Consider the following 24,421-nt stretch of genomic DNA (forward strand, 5'->3'; position numbering starts at 1 on the left):
ACCATCACCTGGAACCCCACCACCACCCCCACCACCCACACCCCACCCCCCAACCTCCCCACCTACCCCTTCCAACACCAGCGCTACTGGCTGGAGGACGCCGCCACCGGCACCGACCCCGAGCACCTGGGACTGCAGAGCACACACCACCCGCTGCTCACGACCGCCACCACCCTCGGCGGCGGCGACGCACTCCTGCTCACCGGCCGCGTCTCCCACCAGACCCACGGCTGGCTCACCGAGACCGACCTCAACGGGACGGTCCCGCTCGAACTCGCCCTCCAGGCGGGCCGCCCGCACGAACTCGCCGTCGAACGGCTCACGCTCACCACACCACTCGTCCTGCCCCCCGCGGGCGGCGTGGACCTGCAACTCACCGTCGGCGCCCCGGACGACGACGGCCGCCGGGACGTCACCCTCTACGCCCGCCCGTACGAGGACGCGGCGGACGACGATCCGCTGCTGCGCCCCTGGACGACCTACGCCACCGGCACACTCGTGCCCGCACCGGCCGACCGCGCGCCGGACCCCCTCACCGCCTGGCCGCCCGTCGGGGCCACCGCGCTCGACGATGCGGCACCGGACGGACCCGCCCGGCTCTGGCAGCACGGGGAACTGATCTACGCGGAGCTCTCCGCACCCGAGGAGGCGGCCCCCGAGGCCGGCCGCTACGGCCTGCACCCCGCCCTGCTCACCGCCGCGCTCCAGCCGCTGCTCGGCGAGGCCGACGAGTCCGCCGCACCCGCCGACTGGCGCGGCGTGACCCTGCACGCCGTCGGCTCCGGCACGCTCAGGGTCCGGATCTCGCCCCGGGCCGGCTCCTTCGCGCTCGACCTCGCCGACGCGACCGGTGCCCCCATCGCCACCGTCGAGTCGGTCGGACTGCGCCCCGTGCGGCAGGCCGACCGCGTCCGCCACGACTGGCTGCTCGGCCTGGAGTGGCCCGAGCTCGAAACCGACTCCCCGGCCGCCCCGGCGATCGGCTCCTGGACGGTGAGCGGCGAGACCCCGCCCGGCCTCGCGGAGGCCCTCGGCGCTGCCGGCTTCGTCCCCTACCCGGAGGCCTACGGGACCGCCGGGGACGACACGACGACCCCGGCGCCCGAAACGGCGGTGCCCGAGGTGACGGTCCTGACGGCCCGTTCCGCGAGCGACCTGCTGCCGCGGCTCCAGGAACTGCTCGCCGACGACCGGGCGGAGTCGACCGGCCTCGTGGTGCTCACCCGGCACGCCGTCACGACCCACCGGGAGGACGTCCAGGACCTCGCGCCCGCGCCGGTCTGGGGCGTGGTCAGGGCCGCCCAGGCCGAACACCCCGGTCGGATCACGCTCGTCGACCTCGACGACGCCCGGTCCTCGCTGCGCTCCCTGCCCGCCGCCCTGGCCACCGGTGAACCCCAGCTCGCCCTCCGCGAGGGCGGGATCAGGATCCCCCGACTGGTCAGGAACACCCCCGAGGACCACGCGGACGCTCCGGTCGAGGACGCCGCGCCCGCCGGCGCCGGCACGGTGATCGTCTCCGGCGGCGGGGACCTCGCCGCCGCGGCCGCCGAGCACGCTGTCACCGCGCAGGGCGCCCGGCACCTGCTGCTGCTCGATGCCGACGAGGGCCTCGCGGAGCGGCTGACCGCGCTCGGCGCCGAGGTGCTCGTCGCCGAGGGCGGCGCGGGCGACCGCGACTGCCTCGCCGCCGCCCTCGCCGCCCTGCCCGCCGCCCACCCGCCGACCGGCGTGATCCACGCGGCCACGTCCGCACCCCGGACGGTGCTGCTCTCCACCGACCCCGAGACGTTCTCGGACGCCCTGCGCGCGGCCGTCGCCCCCGCCTGGAACCTCCACGAGCTGACGCTCGGACTCGACCTGACCTCGTTCGTGCTGCTCGCGCCCGACACCTCCGCCACCCTCGGCGGCACCGGGCAGACCTCCCGCGCGGCCCTCGGCGCCTACCACGACGCCCTCGCACACCACCGCCGCGCGCTGGGCCTGCCCGGACTCTCCCTCGCCTGGGGCCCGCGCGAGGAGGACGACCCCTCGGCCGTCCGGGGACTCGCCCGGTTCACCGCCGACCAGGTCGCGACCGCCCTGACCGCCATCCGGCACACCCGGCCGCGCGCCGCGCTGCTCCCCGTCCGGCTGGACCGGACCGCCCTGGCCCGGCAGGCCGAGGCGGGACTGCTGCCCCCGGTGCTGCGCTCGCTGGTCCGGACCGTCCGGACCGCGGCCACCACCACCGCGCAGGCGGACACCCTCGCCTCCACGCTGGCCGGGCGGCCCGAGTCCGAACAGCGCCGCCTGCTACTCGACCTGATCCGCCGCCAGGTCGCCGCCGTCCTCGGCCACACCACGACGGAGGCAGTGGACGCCGCGCGGGCCTTCAAGGACGCCGGCTTCGACTCGCTGACCGCCGTCGAACTGCGCAACCGGCTGAGCACCGCGACCGGCCTGAAGCTGCCGAGCACCCTGATCTTCGACCACCCGTCCCCGCAGGCACTGGCCGCCCACCTGCACGCCGAGCTGCTGGGCACCGCCGGCACGGCGGCCGTCCGCGTCGCCACCGCCCACGACGGGGAGCCGATCGCCATCGTGGCGATGGCCTGCCGCTACCCGGGCGGGGTCCGCACGCCGGAGGACCTGTGGCAGGTGGTGGTGTCCGAGAGCGACGTCATCTCACCGTTCCCGACCAACCGCGGCTGGGACCTGGACCGCCTGTTCGACCCGGACCCGGAGCACGCCGGCACCTCGTACGCCCGTGAGGGCGGGTTCCTGCACGACGCCGACCGGTTCGACCCCGCGTTCTTCGGCATCAGCCCGCGCGAGGCGACCAGCATGGACCCGCAGCACCGGCTGCTGCTGGAGACCGCGTGGGAGGCGTTCGAGCGGGCCGGCATCGACCCGACCTCGCTGCACGGCTCGCGGACCGGCGTCTTCGCGGGAGTCGTCTACACCGACTACGGCTCGCGCGTGAAACTGCCCGCCGACATGGAGGGCTACCTGGGCTTCGGCAGCGCCGGCAGCATCGCCTCGGGCCGGATCTCCTACACGCTCGGCCTGGAGGGGCCGGCGGTCACGGTCGACACAGCGTGCTCGTCCTCGCTGGTCGCGCTGCACCTCGCGGTGCAGTCCCTGCGGCGCGGCGAGTGCGACCTGGCGCTCGCCGGCGGCGCGACCGTGCTCGCCAACCCGGACATCTTCATCGGTTTCAGCCGCCAGCGCGGACTCGCCAGGGACGGACGCGTCAAGGCGTTCGCCGCGGCGGCCGATGGCACGTCGTTCGGTGAGGGCGTGGGCCTGCTGCTGGTCGAGCGCCTCTCCGACGCCCGCCGCAACGGCCACCACGTGCTCGCCGTGATCCGCGGCACCGCGACCAACCAGGACGGCGCGTCCAACGGCATCACCGCCCCGAACGGGCCCTCGCAGCAGCGGGTGATCCGCGCCGCGCTCGCCGACGCCGGGCTCACGACCGCCGACGTCGACGCCATGGAGGCACACGGCACCGGCACGACGCTGGGCGACCCGATCGAGGCCCAGGCCATCCTGGCCACCTACGGGCAGGACCGGCCCGCCGGACGTCCGCTGCTGCTGGGCTCGTTGAAGTCCAACATCGGCCACACCCAGGCCGCCGCAGGAGTCGGCGGAATCATCAAGATGGTCGAGGCCATGCGCCACGGCCTCCTGCCCCGCACCATCAACGTCGACGAGCCCACCCCGCACGTCGACTGGACCGCCGGCGCCGTCGAACTCCTCACCGAGGCAAGGGAATGGGCCCCCGGTGACCGTCCGCGGCGAGCAGGTGTGTCGGGCTTCGGGATGAGCGGCACCAACGCCCACGTCATCGTGGAGGAGGCGCCCGCGCTGGCGGAGGCCCCGACCACCGAGCCGGTGGGGCCGGTCACGCCCGCCACCGGCCCGACCGTGTTCCTGCTCTCCGCCCACACCGAACAAGCCCTCCAGGAACAGGCCCGCCAACTCCACACCTACACCCACACCCACCCCGACACCGACCCCGCCGCCATCGCCCACACCCTCACCACCGGCCGCGCCACCCACACCCACCGCGCCGCCATCACCACCACCCCCCACAACACCCGCGAACAACTCCTCACCGCCCTCAACGCCCTCGCCACCAACACCCCCCACCCCCACCTCACCACCGCCACCGCCACCCCACCCGGCCGCACCGTCTTCGTCTTCCCCGGCCAAGGCCCCCAATGGGACGGCATGGCACGCGAACTCCTCACCACCTCACCCGTCTTCACCCAACACCTCACCACCACCGCCAACGCCATCCAAACCCACACCGGCTGGAACCTCCTCGACGTCCTCAACGGCCACCCCGACGCACCCCCCACCGACCGCGTCGACGTCATCCAACCCGCCCTCTTCGCCATCAACACCAGCCTCGCCAAACTCTGGCAACACCACGGCATCCACCCCGACACCGTCATCGGCCACTCCCAAGGCGAAATAGCCGCCGCCTACATCGCCGGCGCCCTCACCCTCCACGACGCCACAAAAATCGTCACCCTCCGCGCCCAAACCCTCCGAACCCTCGCCGGCACCGGCGCCATGGCCTCCATCCCCCTCACCCCCGACCAAACCCAAACCCACCTCGACAACCACCCCGACCTCCACATCGCCGCCATCAACGGCCCCACCACCACCATCATCGCCGGCAACCCCCACACCCTCACCCAACTCGTCACCCACCTCAACAACCACAACATCCAAGCCCGCACCATCAACGTCGACTACGCCTCACACACACCCCACGTCCACCCCCTCCAACACACCCTCAACACCCTCCTCCACGACATCACCCCCCAACCCACCACCACCAACTTCTACTCCACCCTCACCAACACCTACCTCGACCCCACCCACCTCACCCCCGACTACTGGTACCAAAACCTCGCCAACCCCGTCCTCTTCCAACCCGCCATCCAAACCCTCCACAACGACGGCCACACCACCTACATCGAAATCAGCCCCCACCCCGTCCTCACCACCGCCATCCACGACACCACCACCCACACCAACCCCCACACCACCCCCACCATCACCGGCACCCTCCGCCGCAACGAAGGCAACCTCCACCGCTTCCACCAATCCCTCGCCCACCTCCACACCCACGGCCACACCATCACCTGGAACCCCACCACCACCCCCACCACCCACACCCCACCCCCCAACCTCCCCACCTACCCCTTCCAACACCAGCGCTACTGGCTGGAAGGCCCTGCGGCCAACAGCGACGCGGGGAGCCTCGGCCTCGACTCGGCCGACCACCCGTTCCTGACCGGTGCCACCACACTCGCCACCGACGGCGCACTGCTGCTCACCGGTCGCGTCTCCCACCAGTCCCACGGCTGGCTCGCCGACCACGCCGTGAGCGGCACCCCGCTGCTGCCCGCGACCGCGTTCCTCGAACTCGCCCTTCAGGCCGCCCAGCAGGTCGGCGGCAACGGGGTGGAGGAGCTCACCCTGGAGGCGCCCCTGGTGCTGCCCGAGCGCGGTGGTGTGCGGCTGCAGGTGTCGGTGGAGGCACCCGACGAAGACGGCCGCCGCGGCGTCAGCGTCCACTCCCGGCCCGACGCTGGCGAGCCGGACGCCCCGTGGCTGCGGCACGCCTCCGGCGTCCTGGCCCCCGAGGCGCCGGCCGCGACCGCGTCGGCCGCGGGAGCGCCGGAGTGGCCGCCGCCCGGCGCGACCCCGCTGGACGCCGACGGGCTCTACGAGGAACTCGCCGCGCTGGGCTACGAGTACGGTCCTGCATTCCGCAACCTCACCGCGGCCTGGAAGGCCGGGGACAGCGTCCACGGCGAGGTGTCGCTGAGCCCCGAACACCACGCAGAGGCCGCCCGCTTCGCGCTGCACCCCGCGCTGCTCGACTCCGCCCTGCACACCATGGGGCTCGGCGACTTCCTCGGCACCGGTGTGCGGCTGCCGTTCAGCTGGTCCGGGGTCGCCCTGCACGCCGCCGGGGCCACCGCCCTCCGCGTGACCGTCGCACCGGGGACCGGCGGCGAGGACACCGTCACGGTCTCCGTCTCGGACCCCACCGGTGCCCTGGTGGCGACGGCGGAACGGCTCACCCTGCGGCCGGTCGCGCCCGGCGGGCTGCGGTCCGCCTCGCCCCGGGCCGGGGCCGACGGGCTCCACGTGCTCGAATGGACCGAGTTGCCGGAGCCCGGCCCGGCCGTGCCCCCACCGTACGAGCTCCTGGAGACCGAGACGGCGTCCGCCGCGGGCGAGCCCGTCCCGCACGCCGCCCGCGGCGCCGTGCTCGCGGTGCTCGCACGGCTCCGGCAGTGGCTGGCCGACCAGGAGCGGGACGAGGAGACCCGCCTGGTGGTCCTCACCCGCCGTGCGGTGCCGGCCGCCCCCGGCGACCCCGTCGACCTCACCGCCGCACCGCTGTGGGGCCTGGTGCGGTCCGCGGCCACCGAGCACCCGGAGCGGATCGTCCTGGTCGACAGCGACGGCGAACCCGCCTCCGAGCTGGTCCTCGCCGCCGCGCTGGCCACCGGCGAGCCCCAGTTCGCCCTCCGGGACGGCCGGATCCTCGTGCCGAGGCTGGCCAGGACGGCACCGGAACCGGCGCTCACCACCCCGGAGGACGGCTCCGCCTGGCGTCTGGAGACCCCCGGCGGGTCGCCCGACGACCTGCACGCGGCCCCGTACCCGGCGGCCGGGGCCCCGCTCGGCGCCGGGGAGGTCCGGATCGCGGTCCGCGCGGCCGGGCTCAACTTCCGGGATGTGCTCACCTCGCTCGGTGTGGTCCCGGTCGGCGCGCCGCTCGGCACCGAGGCCGCCGGGACCGTGCTGGAGCTCGGCCCCGGTGTCACCGGACTGGCCGTCGGGGACCGGGTGTTCGGCCTGGTGCCGGGCGCGGTGGGACCGGTGGCCGTCGCCGACCGGCGGCTGGTCGCCCGGATGCCGGCCGACTGGTCCTTCGCCGCCGCCGCGGGTGTGCCCGCCGTCTTCACCACCGCCTACTACGGGCTCGTGGAACTGGCCCGGGTGCAACCCGGCGAGCGGGTGCTGATCCACTCCGGAGCGGGCGGCGTCGGTCTGGCCGCCCTCCAGGTCGCCCGGCACCTCGGCGCCGAGGTGTTCGCCACGGCGAGCCCGGGCAAGTGGGGCGCGCTGCGCGCCCTCGGGCTGGACGACGAGCACCTGGCGTCCTCCCGGAGCACCGCGTTCGAGCAGCGGGTGCTCACGACGACCGGCGGCCACGGTGTCGACGTCGTCCTCAACTCGCTGACCGGGGAGTTCATCGACGCCTCGCTGCGACTGCTCGGCCCCGGCGGCCGGTTCGTCGAAATGGGCATCGCCGACCTGCGCGACCAGGCGGCCGTCACGGCGGCCCGGCCGGGGGTCGAGTACCAGCCCTTCGAACTGCTCGGCATGGACCCCGACCGGGTCGGCGAGGTGCTGGCCCGCGTGCTCGACCTGTTCGAGCAGGGGGCGCTGACGCCGCTGCCCGTCACCACGTGGGACGTCCGCCACGCACCCGCCGCGTTCCGCTACTTCGGGCAGGCCCGGCAGGTCGGGAAGGTCGTGCTCACGCTCCCCGCGGCCCCCGCCGGCGAGGGCACCGTCCTGGTCACCGGCGGCACCGGCACCCTGGGGGCGGCCCTGGCCCGCCACCTGGTGACCGAGCACGGTGTGCGGCACCTCCTGCTGACCGGCCGCCGCGGCCCCGACGCCCCCGGTGCCGACCGACTCGTCGCCGAACTCACCGCGCTGGGCGCACACGTGCGGATCGCCGCCTGCGACGCGGCCGACCGGGAGGCGCTCGCCCGACTGCTCGACGGCATCGCTCCCGAACACCCGCTCACCGGTGTCGTCCACGCCGCCGGCGTCCTGGACGACGGCGTCCTCGCGTCCCTGACCGACGAGAAGGTGGAGGCGGTGCTGCGGCCCAAGGTGGACGCGGCCTGGAACCTGCACGAGCTGACCCGCCGTCTCGACCTGTCCTGGTTCGTACTGTTCTCCTCCGCCTCCGGCCTGCTCGGCGGCGCGGGACAGGCCAACTACGCGGCCGCGAACGTCTTCCTGGACGCCCTCGCCCGCGAGCGGCGCGCCGAGGGCCTGCCCGCGGTGTCCCTCGCCTGGGGCATGTGGGAGGACGCGAGCGGGATGACCGGGCACCTGGCCGCGGCGGACCTGGCCCGCATCGCCCGCGGCGGCCTGGTCCCGATGCCGCTGCCCGTCGGCCTGGCACTGTTCGACGCATCGCTCGCGGACGGCCGGCCGTTCCTGGTCCCGGCACCGCTGGACACCGCGGGACTGCGCGCACGGGCCGGCAGCGGCGAACTCCCGGCGGTGCTCCGCTCGATGGTGCGCGGCCAGGTCGTGCGACGGGCCGCCCAGGGCGTCGCCGCGTCCGCCGCCACCCTCGCGGACCGACTGGCCGCGCTGCGCGGTCCCGAACGGGCTCAGGTGCTCCTGCGCCTCGTCCGCGAGCAGGTCGCGGCCGTGCTCGGCCACCTGAACCCGGACGACGTCGACGCCGACCGGGCCTTCAAGGAGGCCGGCTTCGACTCGCTGACCGCGGTCGAGCTGCGCAACCGGATCGGCACCGCCACCGGGCTGCGGCTGCCGACCACTCTGGTGTTCGACCACCCGACCCCGGCGGCGCTCGCCGGCCACCTGCTCACGCTGCTCGCACCGGACGACGCCGCGGCCGAACTGGACCGGCTCCTCGCCTCGGTGAGTGTCGACAGCGGGGAGTTCCCGAGGCTGCGGGAGCGGCTGCGCGCCGCCCTGTGGCGGTGGGACGAACTGGCCGCCGGCCCCTCCGAGGAGCCGGAGGTCGACCTCGAAACGGCGACCGACGAGGAACTGTTCCGCGCGCTCGACGAGGAACTGGATGCGTCCTGACCCCGAGCGCGCCCCGACCAAGCCGACGCCAGCAGAAGAGAGTGCGACAGTGGTGAGCAACGAAGACCGGCTCCGCGACTACCTGAAGAGGGCCACGGCCGACCTGCGCCAGGCCAACAAGCGGATCCGGGAACTGGAGGACCGGGAGCACGAGCCGATCGCCGTGGTGGGCATGGCCTGCCGCCTCCCCGGCGGTGCCGACTCCCCGGAGGCCCTGTGGCGGCTGGTCGCCGAGGAGCGCGACGTCATCTCCGGCTTCCCCGAGGACCGCGGCTGGGACCTGGCGTCGCTCTACGACCCGGACCCCGACCGGGCCGGCACCACGTACACCCGCGAGGGCGGGTTCCTCGACCGGGCCGGCGGGTTCGACGCCGCGTTCTTCGGCATGGGGCCGCGCGAGGCGGTGGCCGCGGACCCCCAGCACCGGCTGCTGCTGGAGGTGGCGTGGGAGACGTTCGAGCGGGCCGGCATCGCACCGGACTCGCTGCGCGGCAGCCGGACCGGCGTCTTCGCGGGTCTGGTCTCCCAGGCGTACGTCCCGCCGCCGGACCGGGTGCCCGCGGGGTACGAGGGCCACCTGATGACCGGGAACGCGACCAGCGTCGCCTCCGGCCGGGTCGCCTACCACCTGGGGCTCGAAGGACCCGCCGTCACCCTCGACACGGCCTGTTCGTCCTCGCTCGTCGCGATGCACCTCGCGGCGCAGTCGCTGCGTCGCGGCGAGAGCGACCTGGCGCTGGCCGGCGGCGTCACGGTGATGGCGACCCCGATGCTGCTGGTGGAGTTCAGCCGGCAGCGCGGTCTCTCCCCGGACGCCCGCTGCAAGGCGTTCGCCGCGGCGGCCGACGGCACCGGGTTCGCCGAGGGCGCCGGCCTGGTGCTGCTGGAGCGCCTCTCCGACGCCCGCCGCAACGGCCGCCGGATCCTGGCCCTGCTGCGCGGTTCCGCGGTCAACCAGGACGGCGCGAGCAACGGCCTGACCGCTCCCAACGGCCCCACCCAGGAGCGGGTGATCCACCAGGCCCTGGCCGACGCCCGACTGGCTCCCCAGCAGGTGGACGCGGTGGAGGCGCACGGCACCGGCACCCGCTTGGGGGACCCGATCGAGGCACAGGCCCTGCTCGCCGCGTACGGGCAGGGCAGGCCGGAGGGCGAGCCGCTGCTGACGGGCTCGCTCAAGTCGAACATCGGTCACACCCAGGCCGCCGCGGGCGTCGCGGGCGTCATCAAGATGGTGGAGGCCATGCGGCACGGCGTGCTGCCGCGCACCCTGCACGTCGACGAGCCGACCCCGCACGTCGACTGGTCGGCCGGCTCCGTCGAACTGCTCACCGAGGCCCTGCCGTGGCCCGACCGGGGCCGACCGCGCCGCGCCGGGGTGTCCTCCTTCGGCATCAGCGGGACCAACGCGCACGTGATCCTCGAACAGGCTCCGCCGGACCCGGACCAGGACCCGACGGCCGAGGACGCCCACCTGGACGGTCCGGCCCCGCTCGCGCCCTGGCCGCTGTCGGGGCGCACCGAATCGGCGCTGCGCGCCCAGGCCGCCCGGCTGCACGACCACCTGACCGGGGCCCCGGACACCGCCCCCGCCGAGGTGGGCCGCACCCTCGCGCTCGGCCGGACGGCGTTCAAGCACCGCGCGGTCGTCCTGCCCGGCTCCCCCGCGGAGCGGCTCGCCGCGCTGGCCGCTCTCGCGGCCGGCCGGCCGGCCCCCCACGCGGTGCGGGGAACGGCGGCCGAGCGCCTGCCCACCGCCTACCTGTTCACCGGCCAGGGAAGCCAGCGGATCGGCATGGGACGGGAGTTGTACGAGAGCAGGCCGGCCTTCCGGGTCGCGCTCGACGAGGTGTGCGAGGCCTTCGTACCGCTGCTCGACCGTCCGTTGAAGTCGCTGCTGTTCGCGGCACCGGACAGTCCGGAGGCCGCATTGCTCGACCGCACCGAGTACGCCCAGCCCGCCCTCTTCGCCCTGGAGACCGCGCTCTTCCGTCTCCTCGGCGACCTGCTGCCCGAGCCGGACCGGGTGGCCGGACACTCGCTCGGCGGTCTCACCGCGGTCCACGCGGCCGGGGTGCTGTCGACGGCCGACGCGGCCGCCCTGGTCGCCGCGCGCGGCCGGTTGATGCAGGAACTCCCGGCCGGCGGGCTGATGGCCGCCTGCGAGGCGTCCGAGGAGGAGGTGCTCGCCGTCCTCGCCGAGTACGACGGCCGGGCCGACCTCGCGGCCGTCAACGGGCCCGGCTCGGCCGTGGTATCCGGCGACGCGGACGCGGTGCGCGAGATCGTCGCCCGGTTCGGGGCCCAGGGCCGCAGGACCCGCCTGCTCCGCGTCAGCCACGCCTTCCACTCGCACCACATGGACGGGGCGCTCGACCGGCTGCGCCCGGTGGTGGAGGGGCTCGACTTCCGCCCGCCCGCGATCCCGGTCGTCTCCGACCTGACGGGGCGGCCGGTCACCGTCGACGAACTGCGGCAGCCGGAGTACTGGGCCCGCCAGCTCCGCTCGCCGGTGCGTTTCGGCGCCGTGGTCGCCACGCTGCACGAGGCCGGGACCAGGGCGTTCGTGGAGGTCGGCCCGGACGCCGTGCTCACCCCCATGGTGGGGGCCTGCCTGCCGGACGCGGCTCCGGTGGTCACACCGGTCCTGCTGCCCGACCGGCCGGAGGAGGAGTCCCTGGTCACCGCGGTGTCGCGACTGCACGCCGCGGGCGGGTCGGTCCGCTGGGACGCCTGGTACGGCGACCACCACCCGGTGCCCGCCGAGTTGCCGACCTACCCGTTCGAGCACCGGAACTACTGGTGGACGGACGTCACCGTCCCGGCCGGCCCCACCGCGGCCCTTCCGGTACCGTTCGCGACTACCAGGCGACGGGCAGCCGGTAGACCCCCTGCACGGAGCCGCCCGGCTTGACGGCGAGCGCCTCGACCGGCTCCGTCGGCCGCAGGCCCGGTATCCGGACCGCCAGTTCGTACAGCGCGATCTCCAGCTCGGCACGTGCCAGGTTCTGCCCGATGCACTGGTGGACGCCGTAGCCGAACGCCAGGTGGCGCCGGTCGGCCCGGCGGATGTCGAGGCGGTCGGGGTCGGAGAAGACCTCCGCGGACCGGTTGGCCGCCGCGTTCGGCAGGTAGACCCCCTCGCCCTCGCGGATGACGACACCGCCGATCTCGATGTCCGCGGCCGCCACCCGCTGCAGCTCGTCCGCGACGGAGAGGAACCTGAGCAGCTCCTCGACCGCACCCGCGGCGGCGCCCTCGTCGGCCCGGAGCAGGGCCAGCTGCTCCGGGTGCACCAGCAGCGTCAGGACGCTGAGCGCGAGCATGTTCGCGGTCGTCTCGTGCCCGGCGACGAGCATGAACATCGCGATCGAGGTCAGTTCGGTCCGCCCCAGCTCACCGGTGGCGAGGCGGTCCGCGATCAGTTCGTCGAGCAGCCCCTCCCCCGGTCGCGCCTGCTTCACCGAGATCAGCTCGTCGAAGTACGCCATCAGTGCGGCGCTCGCCGCGGCCGCCTCCTCCGCCGTGCTGCTGGCCAGCACCATGCGGCGGGTCTGCTCCTCGAAGAACTCGTGGTCGGCGTACGGGACACCGAGCAGCTCGCAGATGACGGTGGACGGCACCGGCAGCGCGAACTCCTGGACGAGGTCCGCCTGCGGCCGCTCCTTCGCCAGCATGGCGTCGATCCGCTCCCCGACGATCCGCCGGATCGCCGGCCGGAGGCCGTTCACCCGCTTCACGGTGAAACTGGGGATCAGCATGCGCCGCTGCACGTCGTGCTCCGGCGGGTCCATGCCCACCAGCGCCGTGAGCTTCGCCGCCGCCATCCTCGGCACGAGCACCGGGAAGTCCGGGCGCGCCCGGTCGGAGGAGAGCCGCGGATCGATCAGCAGTCGCCGCGCCTCCTCGTACCCGGTGACCACCCAGGCCGTCCGGCCGTCGAACAGCCGGACCCGGGCCACCGGACCGGCCTCCCTCAGCCGCCCGTAGCCGGCCGGCGGGTGGTAGGGGCAGCCGCGCGTCATCGGGAAGTCCGGCAGCGTCTCCACGCCCGTCGCTGCGCCCGTCGTCTCACTGGTCATTCGATCCCCAGAACCCTCGGGTGACGGCCGGCTCTCGGCCGAAGCCCCCGGATTCTCCGCCGCCGGGGTAAGGCGGTTCTGAAGCCGGAGGCCCGACGGTCTCAGCGGGTGCGGCGCCTGGTGGGGGCCGGTGGGGTGAGGCGGACGGGCCGGTCGACCGGGGCGTTCTCGATGTCGTCGAGCTGGGCGAGGACCGTGGTGCGCAGGTCCGCGTAGTCCTCGAAGTCGTGGTCGTGGAAGAGGGTGTGGCCCGTCCACATCAGGTTGGCGCACACCCGGGCGGGGACGCGCCCGGTCTGCGCGCCCATGCCCACCAGGGCGACGGAGCGGATGCTGCCGGGGGCCTTGCGGTTCTGCTGGTGGACCGCCTGGAACGCGGCGGCGCACGCGAGGGCCACGTTGAGCGTCTCGCTGACGTTCTGCGAGGACTCCTCCATCGTGGGGGCGGAGATCAGGAACTTCGGGTGCTCCGCCCCGGACGGCACGCACACCGCGGCGCCCACCGGGAGGTGACCGGCGAAGCCGGTGCGTATCGCGCGCTGGACGCGCAGCTGGATGCCGGCGCCGAGGTGGCGCTTGACGGCGGCGTCGGTGCCGCCGTCCATCCGGCCGCGGGAGTTGGTGGGGCTGACCCAGGCGTCGACCTTCTCGTCGAGGATCGAGCCGGTGCGGATCTCGACCCCGGGCGTGTCGGCGAAGGCGGCCCGCCACGCCCGCACCACGGTCGAGTTGAGGTCGGTCAGTACCACCCTGAGCGGCGGCTGCGTGCGGTCCATGGGCGTGCTCCGATCGGGATCGCGTTCGTCATCTCGTTGGTCATCGCGTTCGTCATCGCGTTCGTCGACGGCTTCGTCGTCGCGTTCTTCCAACGGACTCGAAGCTAGCGCGCCGCACCGACAAACCCGGCCGGCGCCGTTGTCGGTGGGTCCTCGTACTGTCGGCAGCGACTTCCCGACGTCAGCACCGCGTGAGAACCCAGGAGTTGTGCCGCCATGAGCGAAGCCACCGCCCAGCCCGACCCGAACGACCCGCTCGCCCTCGCCGACCTGTTCAAGGGCGGCGGCGAGCCCTGGCTGCCGCTGCTCAAGCCGGTCATCGAGGCGCAGCCGGACGCGGCCTCCTTCATCGGCCCGAACCGCGCCCCCGAGGTCGTGCCGGTCCGCGAGCTGACCTTCCAGGCGCTCAAGCCCAACGCGCCGCACCAGTGGAAGGTGGTGGTCTTCGGCCAGAACCCGTACCCCCGGCCGGAGAGCGCCACCGGCATCGCGATGTTCGACAACACCTTCCACGACTGGAAGGACAGCCAGTTCGGCCGGGTCGTCAGCATCCGCTGCATCATCAAGGCCGCGGCGATGTGGAAGTACGGCATCCCCAAGAAGACGCCGATCGCCGACATACGCGCGCTGCTGAAGGAGCGGGACACCGTCCAGCCGCCGGAGTGGTTCCAGGCGATGCTCACCCAGGGCGTGCTGCTGCTCAACGCGGCCCTGACGGCGAGCAGCAGCGGCGGGGCGGGCCCCGACCGGCACACCGCGTTCTGGCGGCCGGTGGCGGAGCGGATCGTCGAGGAGATCCTCAGCGCGAAGCAGCAGGCCGCCGAGGAGGACCGCGCCGTCGTCTTCGCGTGGTGGGGCGCGCACGCGCGCAGCCTGAAGCGGGTCGTGCAGCGGCTGGAGAAGAAGTACCCCGGTGTCGAGGTCCGGCACATCGACCACGCCAACCCGGCCGCGCAGGGGGACATCTTCTGCGACGACGAGCACTTCGGCACGGTGAACGCCGCCCTCGCCTCGCTCGGCCTCGACGAGGTCGACTGGCTGCCGAGCAAGGGCTGGAACCAGCAGGCGGCCGAGGGCGGCCAGGCGGACGACGGCGTCGCCGAGCGCATGGGCGCGTTCATCGCGTCCACGATGGAACTGCACCAGCTGTACCTCGAACGCCTCGCGAGCGTGAAGGACGAGGGCCTCGAACTCCCGGCGATCACCGGGGTGTTCGACACGCCCCTGATGGACTTCCGGGACGCCGTCGGCCCGGTCGCCGAGCTGCTGCGCGGCCTGGGCGGGCACGTCGAGCGCTCGCACGAGTTCGGCAAGCGGCGGGCGGACGCCGACGCGGGCCGGGGGCTCTCCGCCGACGCGATCGCCGCGCTGTACCTCTACACGTGCGAGTCGGCGTTCTACCGCGAGATCAACGCCGTCCTGCGCTCCCCCGACCGTGCGAAGGTCGTGCCGTACCTCCCCTACCTGCGCCTGCTGTTCGCGGCGGTGTCCGGGCTGCCGGCGCGCACCGCGCCGCTGTGGCGCGGGGTGCCGCTGGACCTCCGCGCCCAGTACCCGCTCGGGCGGACGGTGACGTGGTGGGGCGTCTCCTCGTGCACCTCCGAGCTCGGCGTGGCCCGGTCGTTCCTCGGCAGCCGCGGGAAGCGGACGCTCTTCGAGGTGGTTCCGGCCCGGGCGGTGGGCATCCGCGACTTCTCGTCGTTCACGGGAGAGGAGGAGTTCATCCTCCTGCCGGGCACGCAGCTGAAGGTGACGGAGGTGAAGGCCGAGCGCGGCGGCCTGGGCACCGTCCGCCTGACGGAGGTGGAGGAGGAGCCGCTGGTGTCCTGAGTCGGAGCGCGAGCCAATCGCGGTCATGGGCGCGTCGCCGTGCGGCGGGGCGGTCGGCGCGGTTGTCTGTCCGGATGCGGATCATGAACCAGGGGCGACGGGCGGTCGGCCGATGGGTGCTCGTGCTCGCCGTCGGCGGCGGGCTGGCGGCGTGCGGGCCCGCGACGGACGCCACGGACCGGGCCCCGGCGGCCGCGGACCGGCCCGCTCCCGAGGGGCTCGGCCCGGCCGCGCCGACGCGGATCCGGATCCCCCGGATCGGCGTGGACGCGCCGGTCGCGGGGGTCGGGCTCGACGGCCGGGGGCACCTGGAGCCGCCGTCCGAGACCGACCGGAACCTGGCCGGCTGGTACCACGACGGCGTCTCCCCCGGCCAGGTCGGCACGGCCGTCGTGCTCGGGCACGTCGACACCCGTCAGGGCCCCGCGGTGTTCCGGCGGCTGGGCACGCTGCACCGGGGCGACCTGATCGACATCACCCGCGCCGACCGGCACACCGCCCGGTTCGCGGTCGACGCCGTCCAGGCCGACACGAAGGCCGGCTTCCCGGACGACCGCGCCTACGCCGCGGCGGCCGACGCCCAACTGCGGCTGGTCACCTGCGACGGCGACGCCACCGGCGCCCACGGCGACATCGTCATCTACGCCCACCTGGCCGAGACGGACTGACACCACCGGGGCGACGGCCTCACCACGGCCGCGCACGACCGGGCCGCGCACGACCGGGCGGCGCTCACCTCCGCGCGTGCCCGAGGTACGTGACCAACGGCCGGGCGCCCGCCGCGAGGACGAAGTCGACCAGCGGCGGGATCTCGTCGTCGGTGATCCGCCCGGCCCTGCGGGCACGGATCGCCCGGACGAGCGCGCGCGGGTCGCGCGGCTTGAACTCCCGGACGTCCTGGTTGCGCAGGCCGTGGCGGGCCAGGGCCGCGGTCAGTTCGGCCGGGGTGCGCAGCCGGTCGGCGGCGTAGCGGCCCGGGGGCATGATGCGGGTCATCGGGAGGGCCTGGAACGCGCCGAGGTAGACCAGCCGCGCGAGCGGCGTCCGGTTGACGGTGTCGTAGACGAGGGTGCCGCCGGGGCGCAGGACACGGGCGGTGTGCCCGAGGACGCGGTCGAGGTCGGCGGTGACCTCGAAGGTGTCCGCGACGTAGACGAGGTCGAACTCCCCGTCGGAAAACGGCAGTTCCTCGGCGGTTGCGGTCTCGTCGGCGATCGCCAGCCCGTCCCGCGCGTGGGCTGCCCGCGCCGCCGCGGTGGCCACCGGGGACGGGTCGACGGCGGTCACCCGGTAGCCGAGGCGGGCGAGTGCGGCGGCGGGCAGGCCGCGACCGCCGCCGACGACCAGGGCCGGACGCCCGCCGCCGTCCGGGGCGACCTCGGCGAGGTACGCCGTGCGGACGGCCTGGAAGGCGAGGGCGCGGATGTGCCGGCCGTCGATGGCACCGGGGTGCGCTGAGTCGAGCTCGATGTGCGGGGTGGTGCCCATGGCGATGCTCCTAACTGCTCGGGTCCGGGCCCGGTGCCGGACCCGGCCCCCGGATGGAGGTCGGGCCCTGACCCGGAGTCGGGGTCCTGCCCCGGAGTCAATGTTGCGTTCCCTGAGGAAACCTAACAGGGACAGGTTCCCTCAGGGAACCCGGGAACCGGTCTAGGCTGGCCGCCATGACCCGCACCTCCCTCGCCGACGTCGCCTGCTCGATCGCGCGCGCCACCGACCTGTTCGGCGACGCCTGGACGGCCCTGATCATGCGGGACGTCCTCGCGGGCATCGGCCGCTTCGACGACCTGGCGCACGACCTGGGTATCTCCCGCAAGACCCTGGCCGCCCGGCTCGCCCGGCTGGTCGACGAGGGCGTGCTCGTCCGCGAGCGCTACCAGGACCACCCGCCGCGCGAGCACTACCGCGCCACCGAGAAGGGCGCCGAGCTGCACGCCGTCCTGCTCGCCCTGATGAACTGGGGCGACCGCTGGTACGCGGGCGAGGCGGGACCGCCGGCCCGCGTCCGCCACCTGGACTGCGGCCACGCCGCCACCCCCGTCATGGCCTGCGGGAACTGCGGCGGACCGGTCACCGCCGCCAACACCACCGCGCTCCCCGGCCCCGGCGGCCGGACCGGTCCGGGCACCCGCGCCCTCGGTCCGCTGCTCGCCGCCCGCGGCCGGGACGACGCGGCTCACCCGATCGTCACCACCCGCGCCCAGGCCGGAGGCCCGGGCGGGGGCTCGTAGCCGGGGTCCTTCTCCGCCCACCTCGGGGTGCCCCGGGGGAACAGCCCGACGACCGTCCGGCACGGCGGCTTGGCCGACGGCCACGGCGTCTGGCCGTCCGTCAGCGCCACGATGACGTCGGGCCGCGTGCGCAGCGCCGCCGTGAACCCCTCCCGCATGTCCGTGCCGCCCCCGCCGATCAGCGGGATGCCCTCGGCCTTGCACAGCGGGTGCACCGTCCCCACCGCCGCGTCGCAGGAGAGCACCGTCACCAGGTCCCGCCGACCGCCGACCGCGCGGGCGATCGCCGCGACCTCCAGCAGGGCGCTGCCCAGTTCGGCGTCACTGACCGACCCCGAGGTGTCCACCACCACCGCCACCCGGGGCGGACGGCGGCGCAGGCTCGGCAGGACGATCCCGGGCAGGCTCACCGAGCGCCGGGCCGGGCGGCCGTACGAGTAGTCCTGGCCCACACCGCCGCCCGAGGCCGCCGAGCGGACCGCCGCACCGAGCAGCTCCCGCCACGGCTGCGGCGGGTGGAACGCCTCCTCGGCCCACCGCCGCCAGCCCTCCGGGGCGTTCCCCGGCCGGCCCGCGATGCCCTCGGCCACCCGGAAGCGCACCGCGTCCCGCTCCTGCCGGCTGAGCCCGTGGGCGCCGTCCGGGCCCAGGTCCCACGGGCGCGGCCGGCCGTCGACGCCGCTGCCGCAGTCGAGCCAGGCCAGGTGCTCGGTGAGCTGCCCGAGCCGGAACCGCCCGAGGTAGTCCTCCATCAGTTCGCCCGCCGGCAGCTCCAGGTCCGCCGGGACGACGGCTCCCTCGGGGCACACGAGGCCGTCGCCGTAGACGTCGTCGTTGATCTCGCAGTCGGCCGCGATGTTCATCTGCAGCTGCTCCGCCGGGCCGGTCAGCCCGTGCCGCTTCGCGTAGCGCGCGCTGCGCCCGTGGTGGTCGCGCAGGAGGTGCGACACCTCGTGCACCCACACCCCGGCGAGGTCCTCGACCGGTGTCCGGGCGACGAAGCCCGGGGAGACGTAGCAGCGCCAGTGGGCGTCGACGGCCATCGTGGGCACGTCCCGCGACTCCGCCACGTGCAGGGCGAACAGCGCCGTCGCCAGGTAGGGGCGGGCCCGGGCGGCCATCAGGCGGGCGGCGAAGAGCTTGTCGACGTCGAGACCGAGGGCGGCCGCGCTCACCGTCGCCGTCACCGGCCGCCCTTGCCCGCGAGCGCCGCCACCCGGCCCGCCGCCGCGTCCGCGCGCCGGGACAGCGTCACCGCCCCGGCGAGCCGGTCGATCGCGGCCGGCACGTCCCAGTCGTCGCGGCGCAGCGAGGCGAGCGTGGTGGCGGGGACGACCACGACGTCCGGGGCGCCGGTCTCCATCGCGCGGACGAGCAACGCCCAGGCCGCGTCCCAGCGTTCGCGCGTCGCCCGGTTGCGGACGGCGGCCACGACGCCGTCGAGGACGGCCTGGCGCAGGTCGCCGCGCTCGGGCAGGCCGGCGGCGGCCGGGTCGGCGAGGAGGTCCTCCGGGTCCGGCAGGTCCATCCGGTCGATGCTCGCGAGGAGTTCCAGCCCGGGGCCGTCCCCGACGGTGCCGCGCACGAGCAGCGACAGGACGTCCCGCGAGGAGCCGGCGGCCGTGGCGAAGGCGATCAGGCGCAGCGCCATGTCCCAGCTGCGCGGGGACGGCCAGGCGCCGCCGCGGCGGGCCTCGCTGCTCGGCAGCTGGTGGACGAGCTTGGGACGGGCGGCGAGCAGCCCGCAGACGGCGCGCCGGGCGAAGGCCACCGCCTCGGGGAGGGCGGCCCGGTCGAGGCTCGGCAGGGTGGCGCGCGGCCAGGTGCCGCCGAGGCCGCGGACGACGACCTCGTGGTCGTGGACCCACTGGAGGTGGACGAAGCGGTTGGCGAGCGGCGGGCTCAGCTCCCAGCCGTCGGCGGCCGAGGAACGCGGGTTGGCGGCGGCCACGATCCGCACACCGGGCGGGAGTTGGAGGGCGCCGATGCGGCGCTCCAGGACCAGCCGGAGCAGCGCGGCCTGCACGGCGGGCGGCGCGGTGGACAGCTCGTCGAGGAACAGCAGCCCGCGCCCGGCCCGGACGAGGCGCACCGCCCAGTCCGGCGGGGCCAGCGGGACGCCCTGTTCGGCGGGGTCGTCGCCGACGATCGGCAGTCCGGAGAAGTCGGAGGGTTCGTGGACGCTGGCGATCACGGTGGTGAGCGGGAGGTCGAGGGAGGTGGCGAGCTGGGTGAGGGCGGCGGTCTTGCCGATGCCCGGCTCGCCCCAGAGGAGCACGGGGAGGTCGGCGGCCACGGCGAGGGTCAGGGCCTCCAGCTGGTCGTCCGGGCGGAGTTCGGTGGCGGTGTCGGCAAGGAGTGCCAACAGGTCCGCGGCGACGGTGAGTTCGGAGTTTTCGGGCAGGACGGAAAGAGCCATGGGGATCACCTTTTTGACGGAGGGTCAGTAGCAGCGGCTGTGCCGCGAGCACCAGGAGTGGAGGGGGCGGGGCCTGGGCGGGCAGTGACCGCCGGTCAGGCCGGCGCGGTAGAGGCCGTACGCGATCCGGCGCTGCGCCGCGGCCTCCAGTTCGTCCCGCAGCGGTCCGTCGCGCAGCACGGCGGCCGGGCCGAGCAGTTCCTCGACGACGGCGAGGGCCCCGGCGGTGTCGCCGTGGTCCAGGAGTTCACGGACGCCGTCGAGCCCGGCCGGGCTCCTGTGGGTGAGGTCGATCGCCCGCAAGCACGGCAGGGGCGGGCCCCCGAGGCCGACGAGCAGCTCCTCGCGGCGGAGCTCCTCGGGGTCGTGGTCGAGCGCGGCCAACACCCCGTCCACCAGCCCGATCCGGTGCCGGGAGCCCCGGCAGTCGACGAACCGCGGCCCGTCGGGGGGCCGCATCCGGGCCGCCGGGACGTGACCGGCCACCAGGGCGGCGGCCACCAGCGGGTGCAACCGGTCGGGCTCGACGAGCCCGGCGCGCAGCAGTTCCACGTCCGGCGGGATCCACGTCGCCGCGTCGGGCAGCACCGGCAGCCCGTCCGTCACGCCGGGCGCGGGCGTGCCGTCGACGCCGAGGACGAGCCGGTGGCGGCCCCCGAGCCGGACGGCGACGGGGCCCGCGGGCAGCCCGTCGGCCGCCAGCAGGACGCGCGCCTCCGCCGCCCAGCGGTCGACGGCGCACGGCAGGCCCGGCGGCACGGCCGGATGCACCGGCTGCGCCGCGCCGTCGCCGCCGCGCGCGCCCAACTCGCCTGCGCGGTCGGCGTCCCAGAGGTGCCGGTGCAGGTCGAGCCGGTAGCGGCGGCTCGGCCGCGGATGCGGATGCGCGCCCGCGTCCGCGCCGTCGGACCACAGCGCGAGACTGATCCGCTGGCCGCCGTCCGCCCACGCGGGCGGGGTGCGGACCACCAGGTGCACGGGGCTCCGCCCGTCGCGCCCGGTGCCGGCGTACCGGGCGAGCGGGACGGTCAGGCCGGCCCGCAGCAGCCCGTCCGGAGCGGTCCTGGGCAGGTGCCAGCGCAGCAGGTCGGGCGCCAACCTACGGAGGTCGGCGCGGAGTTGCTCGACGAACGCGCGGCCGTGGGCACGGGCGGCGGTCTTGAGGTCGAGGTCGACGTCGAGCCGCGCGGCGGCGCACGCCCCGGCCCAGTCGCCGGTGCGGCGGCGGGCGGTCGCGGACTCGATCATGGTGGGCGGCACGGCGAACTCGCGCACGCGCAGCCAGCGGAGGAGACGGGGATCCCGGTTCGCGGAGTGAGTGGCCATCAGCACTCACCTTGCGCGGACGGGACCTCCATCCTGAGAGAGGAGAGAGTCGTCATCGCCGGGGAGCATAGCCGCACGGCCGCCGATCCGCCAACGCCTTCCCCGGGAAAACCCGTTCACAGCTCTACGAGCACCTTGCCCCGGCTGGCCGCCCGGTCCGTGTACAGGCTCCGGTAGGCGGCCGGGATGCTGTCGAAGCCGCGGTGCACGGTCTGCTCGTAGGCGATCTCGCCCCGGCGCACCAGGCCGCCCACCTCCTCCCGCAGGCCCGCCCAGTTCTCGTCGGTGAACCACTCCGGCGCGAAGATCCCGCGGATCGTCGTCCGCGGGAACATGATCATCGGCAGCAGCCGCGGCCCGGTCCAGTCCCCGCCGACCTGGCTGGCCCACTGCCAGCACACCGCGACCCGGCTGTCGATGTTCAGCATCGTGAACACGACGTCGGTCAGCGTCCCGCCGAGGTTGTCGAAGTACCGGTCGACGCCGGCCGGCGCCGCCTTGGCCAGGTCCTCGCGCAGCCGCTCGGGGTCGTCCCCGTCGCGGTACAGCACGACCGCGTCGAAGCCGAGCCCGCTCAGCCGGGCCACCTTGGCGGGCGAGCCGGTCGTGCCCACCACCCGGGCGCCGCGCAGCCGCGCCAGCTGGCCGACCAGCGAGCCGACCGAGCCGGACGCGCCGCCGACCACGACGGTGTCCCCGGGCCGGACGTCCAGGAACTTCGTCACCGTCGCCCACGCCGTCATGCCCGAGCCGCCCAGCACGCCGAGCACCGTCGACAGCGGCAGCGCCTCGTCGTAGTGCGCGGGGTCGAGCAGCCGGTACTCGGGGAAGACCATCGGGAACGTCCCGGTCTGCCACGGCGTCGCGGCGCCCGTCCCGATGACGTGGCTGCGCCAGCCGCCGAAGCCGTGCACCAGGTCGCCGACGGCGAACCGCGCCCGCGGCCCCGCCTCGACCACCTCCATGACGGAGTCGCCGCCCGCGTGGTCGCCGATGGGCGTGTCCAGGGTGATCCCCTGGAGGTACGGGTCCACCGAGACGTACCGGGTGCGGAACAGCATCTCGTCCGGGGCCAGCCTGACCTCGACGTCCTCGACCGCCTTCTCGTACGTCCGCTCGACGTCCGGTACGCCCTCGACGTGCTCGCGGACGATCCACTTCTCGATCCGAACCACAGGTGTGCTCCTCAGAACTCAGAACCGACCGAAGAACTCAGAACCGACCGACACGGTCGACGAGATGGGTGGGCGGCGGGGCGATGTCGTCCACCGAAGCGGTGAACGGGCGGCCCTCGTCGTGGCAGATGAACTGCATGACGTGCCGGCCGGAGGCGGCGGCCCGGATCAGGCCGCCGGTGGTGGCCCACACCCCGGAGAGGTAGAAGTCGCGCAGGCCGGGCAGCACCGGGCCGTTGCGCTTGATCTCCTCCTCCATGGTCTCGCCGCTCTCCACGAAGGGCTGCCAGCCGAGCACCGAGCCGTCGTAGTTGCCGGTGTAGCGCAGCTGGGTCAGCGGGGTCGACACGTCCTTGACGGTGATCGCGGACCGGATGCCGGGGTGGTGGCGTTCGAGCAGCTCGATGACGGCGTCGCGCACCCGCCGCTTCTCCCGCTGGTACTCCCGGCCGCGCCCGACCGGCAGGGTGTGCAGCTCCTCGCCGCGGCGGATCCGGGCGGCCTGCTCGGGGCCGGTGCTCAGCGCCCGCCAGGGGGCGATGTCGCTGAAGTAGCTCGCGAACACGACGCCGGTGCCGGCCGGGGAGAGCTCCGGGTAGTGGCGGCTGCGGAACTGGATGTTGATGCTCGGGTGCCGGATCCCGGTGAGCCGCCCCGCGAGGTCCTCGTCGAGCAGGTACGTCGTGCACGGGTCGCCGACCGGGAACGGCTCGCGCAGGCCGAGGAAGACGGCGACGTAGCCGGGGAAGACCTGGTCCCGCTGGTCGATGCACTCGGTGTAGAGGCGGCGGTACGTGCCGTTCAGGTAGCGGCCCTTGAGCAGGTCCATCACCGTCGCCCGGCCGTCGCAGGCCGACACCACGACGTCCGCCGGGATCTCGGTGCCGTCGCTCAGCCGCACCCCCACCGCGCGGTCGTCCTCGACGAGGATCTCCACCACCTTGGTGTTGCACAGCAGTTCGCCGCCGAGCCGCTTGTAACGGTCCTCGATCGAGCGCGCCAGCCCGAGCGAACCTCCCTCCGGCACCCCGGCCGACAGGCCCTCGTGGGCGGCCAGCTGGAAGTAGAACGGCAGCACCGGGAAGTTGGGGTGCTTCTCGTAGAGGATGAAGTTGAACGCCTCGCGCAGCAAGGGGTCCTGGAAGCGCTGAGAGTAGTCCGTCATGAGGACGCCGAGCGAGCGGCGGATGAGGTTGAAGTACGGGACGAACGACGCCAGCATCCGGTACCGCGCCCAGCGGCTCATCAGCCCGACCGGGCTGAGGAACGGGTAGAGCGTGAGGCAGCGGCGGAACCGGCGCAGGTCCCCGCAGAACTGCCTGATCGGGCGGGCGTCGGCCGGCGAGAGGCCGAGCAGGTGCGCCTCCAGCCGGTCCGGGTCGGAGTAGAAGTAGACCGCCCGGCCGTCCCGCCCGCGCACGACGTTGAAGGCGTCGAAGTTGCGCATCCGCTTGCCCTGGAGGGCGCCCAGCTCCAGCCAGATCTGGTGCATCTCGTTGCCCGGACCGCTGCCGAGCAGCCAGCTGATGGTGGGGTCGAACGTGAAGTCGCCACGCTCCCAGCCGGTGCAGCAGCCGCCGGGGATCTCGTGCATCTCCAGCACCTTGGTGCGGTAGCCGTTCATCTGGCCGTAGCAACCGGTCGACAGGCCGCTGAGGCCGCCTCCGACGATCACCATCTCCGGCCTGGTCGTCGA

At 74.6% G+C, this 24,421-nt stretch carries 13 protein-coding genes; 5 read left to right on the plus strand and 8 right to left on the minus strand.

Features of this window, described 5'->3' with window-relative positions; translation table 11 throughout:
- The first annotated feature begins 195 nt into the window (after positions 1 to 195).
- Together ACFV4F_RS28440 and ACFV4F_RS28445 are read left to right on the plus strand one after the other, a co-directional pair.
- The gene (locus ACFV4F_RS28440) at positions 196 to 8,886 is read left to right on the plus strand and encodes an SDR family NAD(P)-dependent oxidoreductase (RefSeq protein ID WP_380506682.1); all 8,691 of its coding nucleotides are present in this window, start codon (positions 196 to 198) and stop codon (positions 8,884 to 8,886) included.
- A 52-nt stretch (positions 8,887 to 8,938) separates the two neighbouring features.
- Positions 8,939 to 11,800 (plus strand): type I polyketide synthase, encoded by a 2,862-nt coding sequence (locus ACFV4F_RS28445; protein ID WP_380506684.1) that lies wholly within the window; start codon positions 8,939 to 8,941, stop codon positions 11,798 to 11,800.
- On the opposite strand, the gene ACFV4F_RS28450 is transcribed toward ACFV4F_RS28445, so the two are convergent.
- Positions 11,748 to 12,968: a cytochrome P450 gene (locus tag ACFV4F_RS28450; RefSeq protein WP_380436448.1), complete on the minus strand. Its 1,221-nt coding sequence runs from the start codon at positions 12,966 to 12,968 to the stop codon at positions 11,748 to 11,750. The two genes, ACFV4F_RS28445 and ACFV4F_RS28450, sit on opposite strands and share 53 nt — an antisense overlap.
- A 101-nt stretch (positions 12,969 to 13,069) precedes the next feature.
- Positions 13,070 to 13,744, minus strand: coding sequence for a macro domain-containing protein (locus ACFV4F_RS28455; protein WP_380506609.1), 675 nt, complete (start codon positions 13,742 to 13,744; stop codon positions 13,070 to 13,072).
- 216 nt (positions 13,745 to 13,960) lie between these two features.
- Between ACFV4F_RS28455 and ACFV4F_RS28460 the strand changes: the two genes are divergently transcribed.
- Together ACFV4F_RS28460 and ACFV4F_RS28465 are read left to right on the plus strand one after the other, a co-directional pair.
- Positions 13,961 to 15,574, plus strand: a complete 1,614-nt coding sequence (locus ACFV4F_RS28460; protein WP_380506612.1) for an ADP-ribosyltransferase domain-containing protein — start codon at positions 13,961 to 13,963, stop codon at positions 15,572 to 15,574.
- A gap of 83 nt (positions 15,575 to 15,657) precedes the next feature.
- Entirely contained in the window at positions 15,658 to 16,242 is a 585-nt protein-coding gene (locus tag ACFV4F_RS28465; protein WP_380436442.1) for a class F sortase, read from the plus strand.
- A gap of 64 nt (positions 16,243 to 16,306) precedes the next feature.
- Here the strand turns inward: ACFV4F_RS28465 and ACFV4F_RS28470 are convergent, their stop codons facing one another.
- Positions 16,307 to 17,062, minus strand: coding sequence for a methyltransferase domain-containing protein (locus ACFV4F_RS28470; RefSeq protein WP_380436440.1), 756 nt, complete (start codon positions 17,060 to 17,062; stop codon positions 16,307 to 16,309).
- Between the two features lie 176 nt (positions 17,063 to 17,238).
- On the opposite strand from ACFV4F_RS28470, the gene ACFV4F_RS28475 reads away from it, so the two are divergent.
- Complete coding sequence (locus ACFV4F_RS28475; protein ID WP_380506615.1) at positions 17,239 to 17,805, plus strand: winged helix-turn-helix transcriptional regulator; 567 nt, start codon at positions 17,239 to 17,241, stop codon at positions 17,803 to 17,805.
- On the opposite strand, the gene ACFV4F_RS28480 is transcribed toward ACFV4F_RS28475, so the two are convergent.
- From ACFV4F_RS28480 to ACFV4F_RS28500, 5 genes are all read right to left on the minus strand, one after another.
- Complete coding sequence (locus ACFV4F_RS28480) at positions 17,751 to 18,992, minus strand: VWA-like domain-containing protein (protein ID WP_380506618.1); 1,242 nt, start codon at positions 18,990 to 18,992, stop codon at positions 17,751 to 17,753. The genes ACFV4F_RS28475 and ACFV4F_RS28480 overlap by 55 nt on opposite strands.
- The gene (locus ACFV4F_RS28485) at positions 18,989 to 20,224 is read right to left on the minus strand and encodes an AAA family ATPase (protein ID WP_380506621.1); all 1,236 of its coding nucleotides are present in this window, start codon (positions 20,222 to 20,224) and stop codon (positions 18,989 to 18,991) included. Before ACFV4F_RS28485 ends, ACFV4F_RS28480 begins: the two co-directional genes overlap by 4 nt.
- Before the next feature lie 24 nt (positions 20,225 to 20,248).
- Positions 20,249 to 21,550, minus strand: coding sequence for a hypothetical protein (locus ACFV4F_RS28490; protein WP_380436432.1), 1,302 nt, complete (start codon positions 21,548 to 21,550; stop codon positions 20,249 to 20,251).
- Positions 21,551 to 21,666: 116 nt separating this feature from the next.
- Complete coding sequence (locus ACFV4F_RS28495; RefSeq protein WP_380506624.1) at positions 21,667 to 22,725, minus strand: MDR family NADP-dependent oxidoreductase; 1,059 nt, start codon at positions 22,723 to 22,725, stop codon at positions 21,667 to 21,669.
- A gap of 37 nt (positions 22,726 to 22,762) precedes the next feature.
- Positions 22,763 to 24,403: a phytoene desaturase family protein gene (locus tag ACFV4F_RS28500; protein ID WP_380506687.1), complete on the minus strand. Its 1,641-nt coding sequence runs from the start codon at positions 24,401 to 24,403 to the stop codon at positions 22,763 to 22,765.
- Positions 24,404 to 24,421 lie beyond the last annotated feature (18 nt).

Origin of the sequence: Kitasatospora sp. NPDC059722 (assembly GCF_042733235.1) — a bacterium.
GTDB lineage: Bacteria > Actinomycetota > Actinomycetes > Streptomycetales > Streptomycetaceae > Kitasatospora.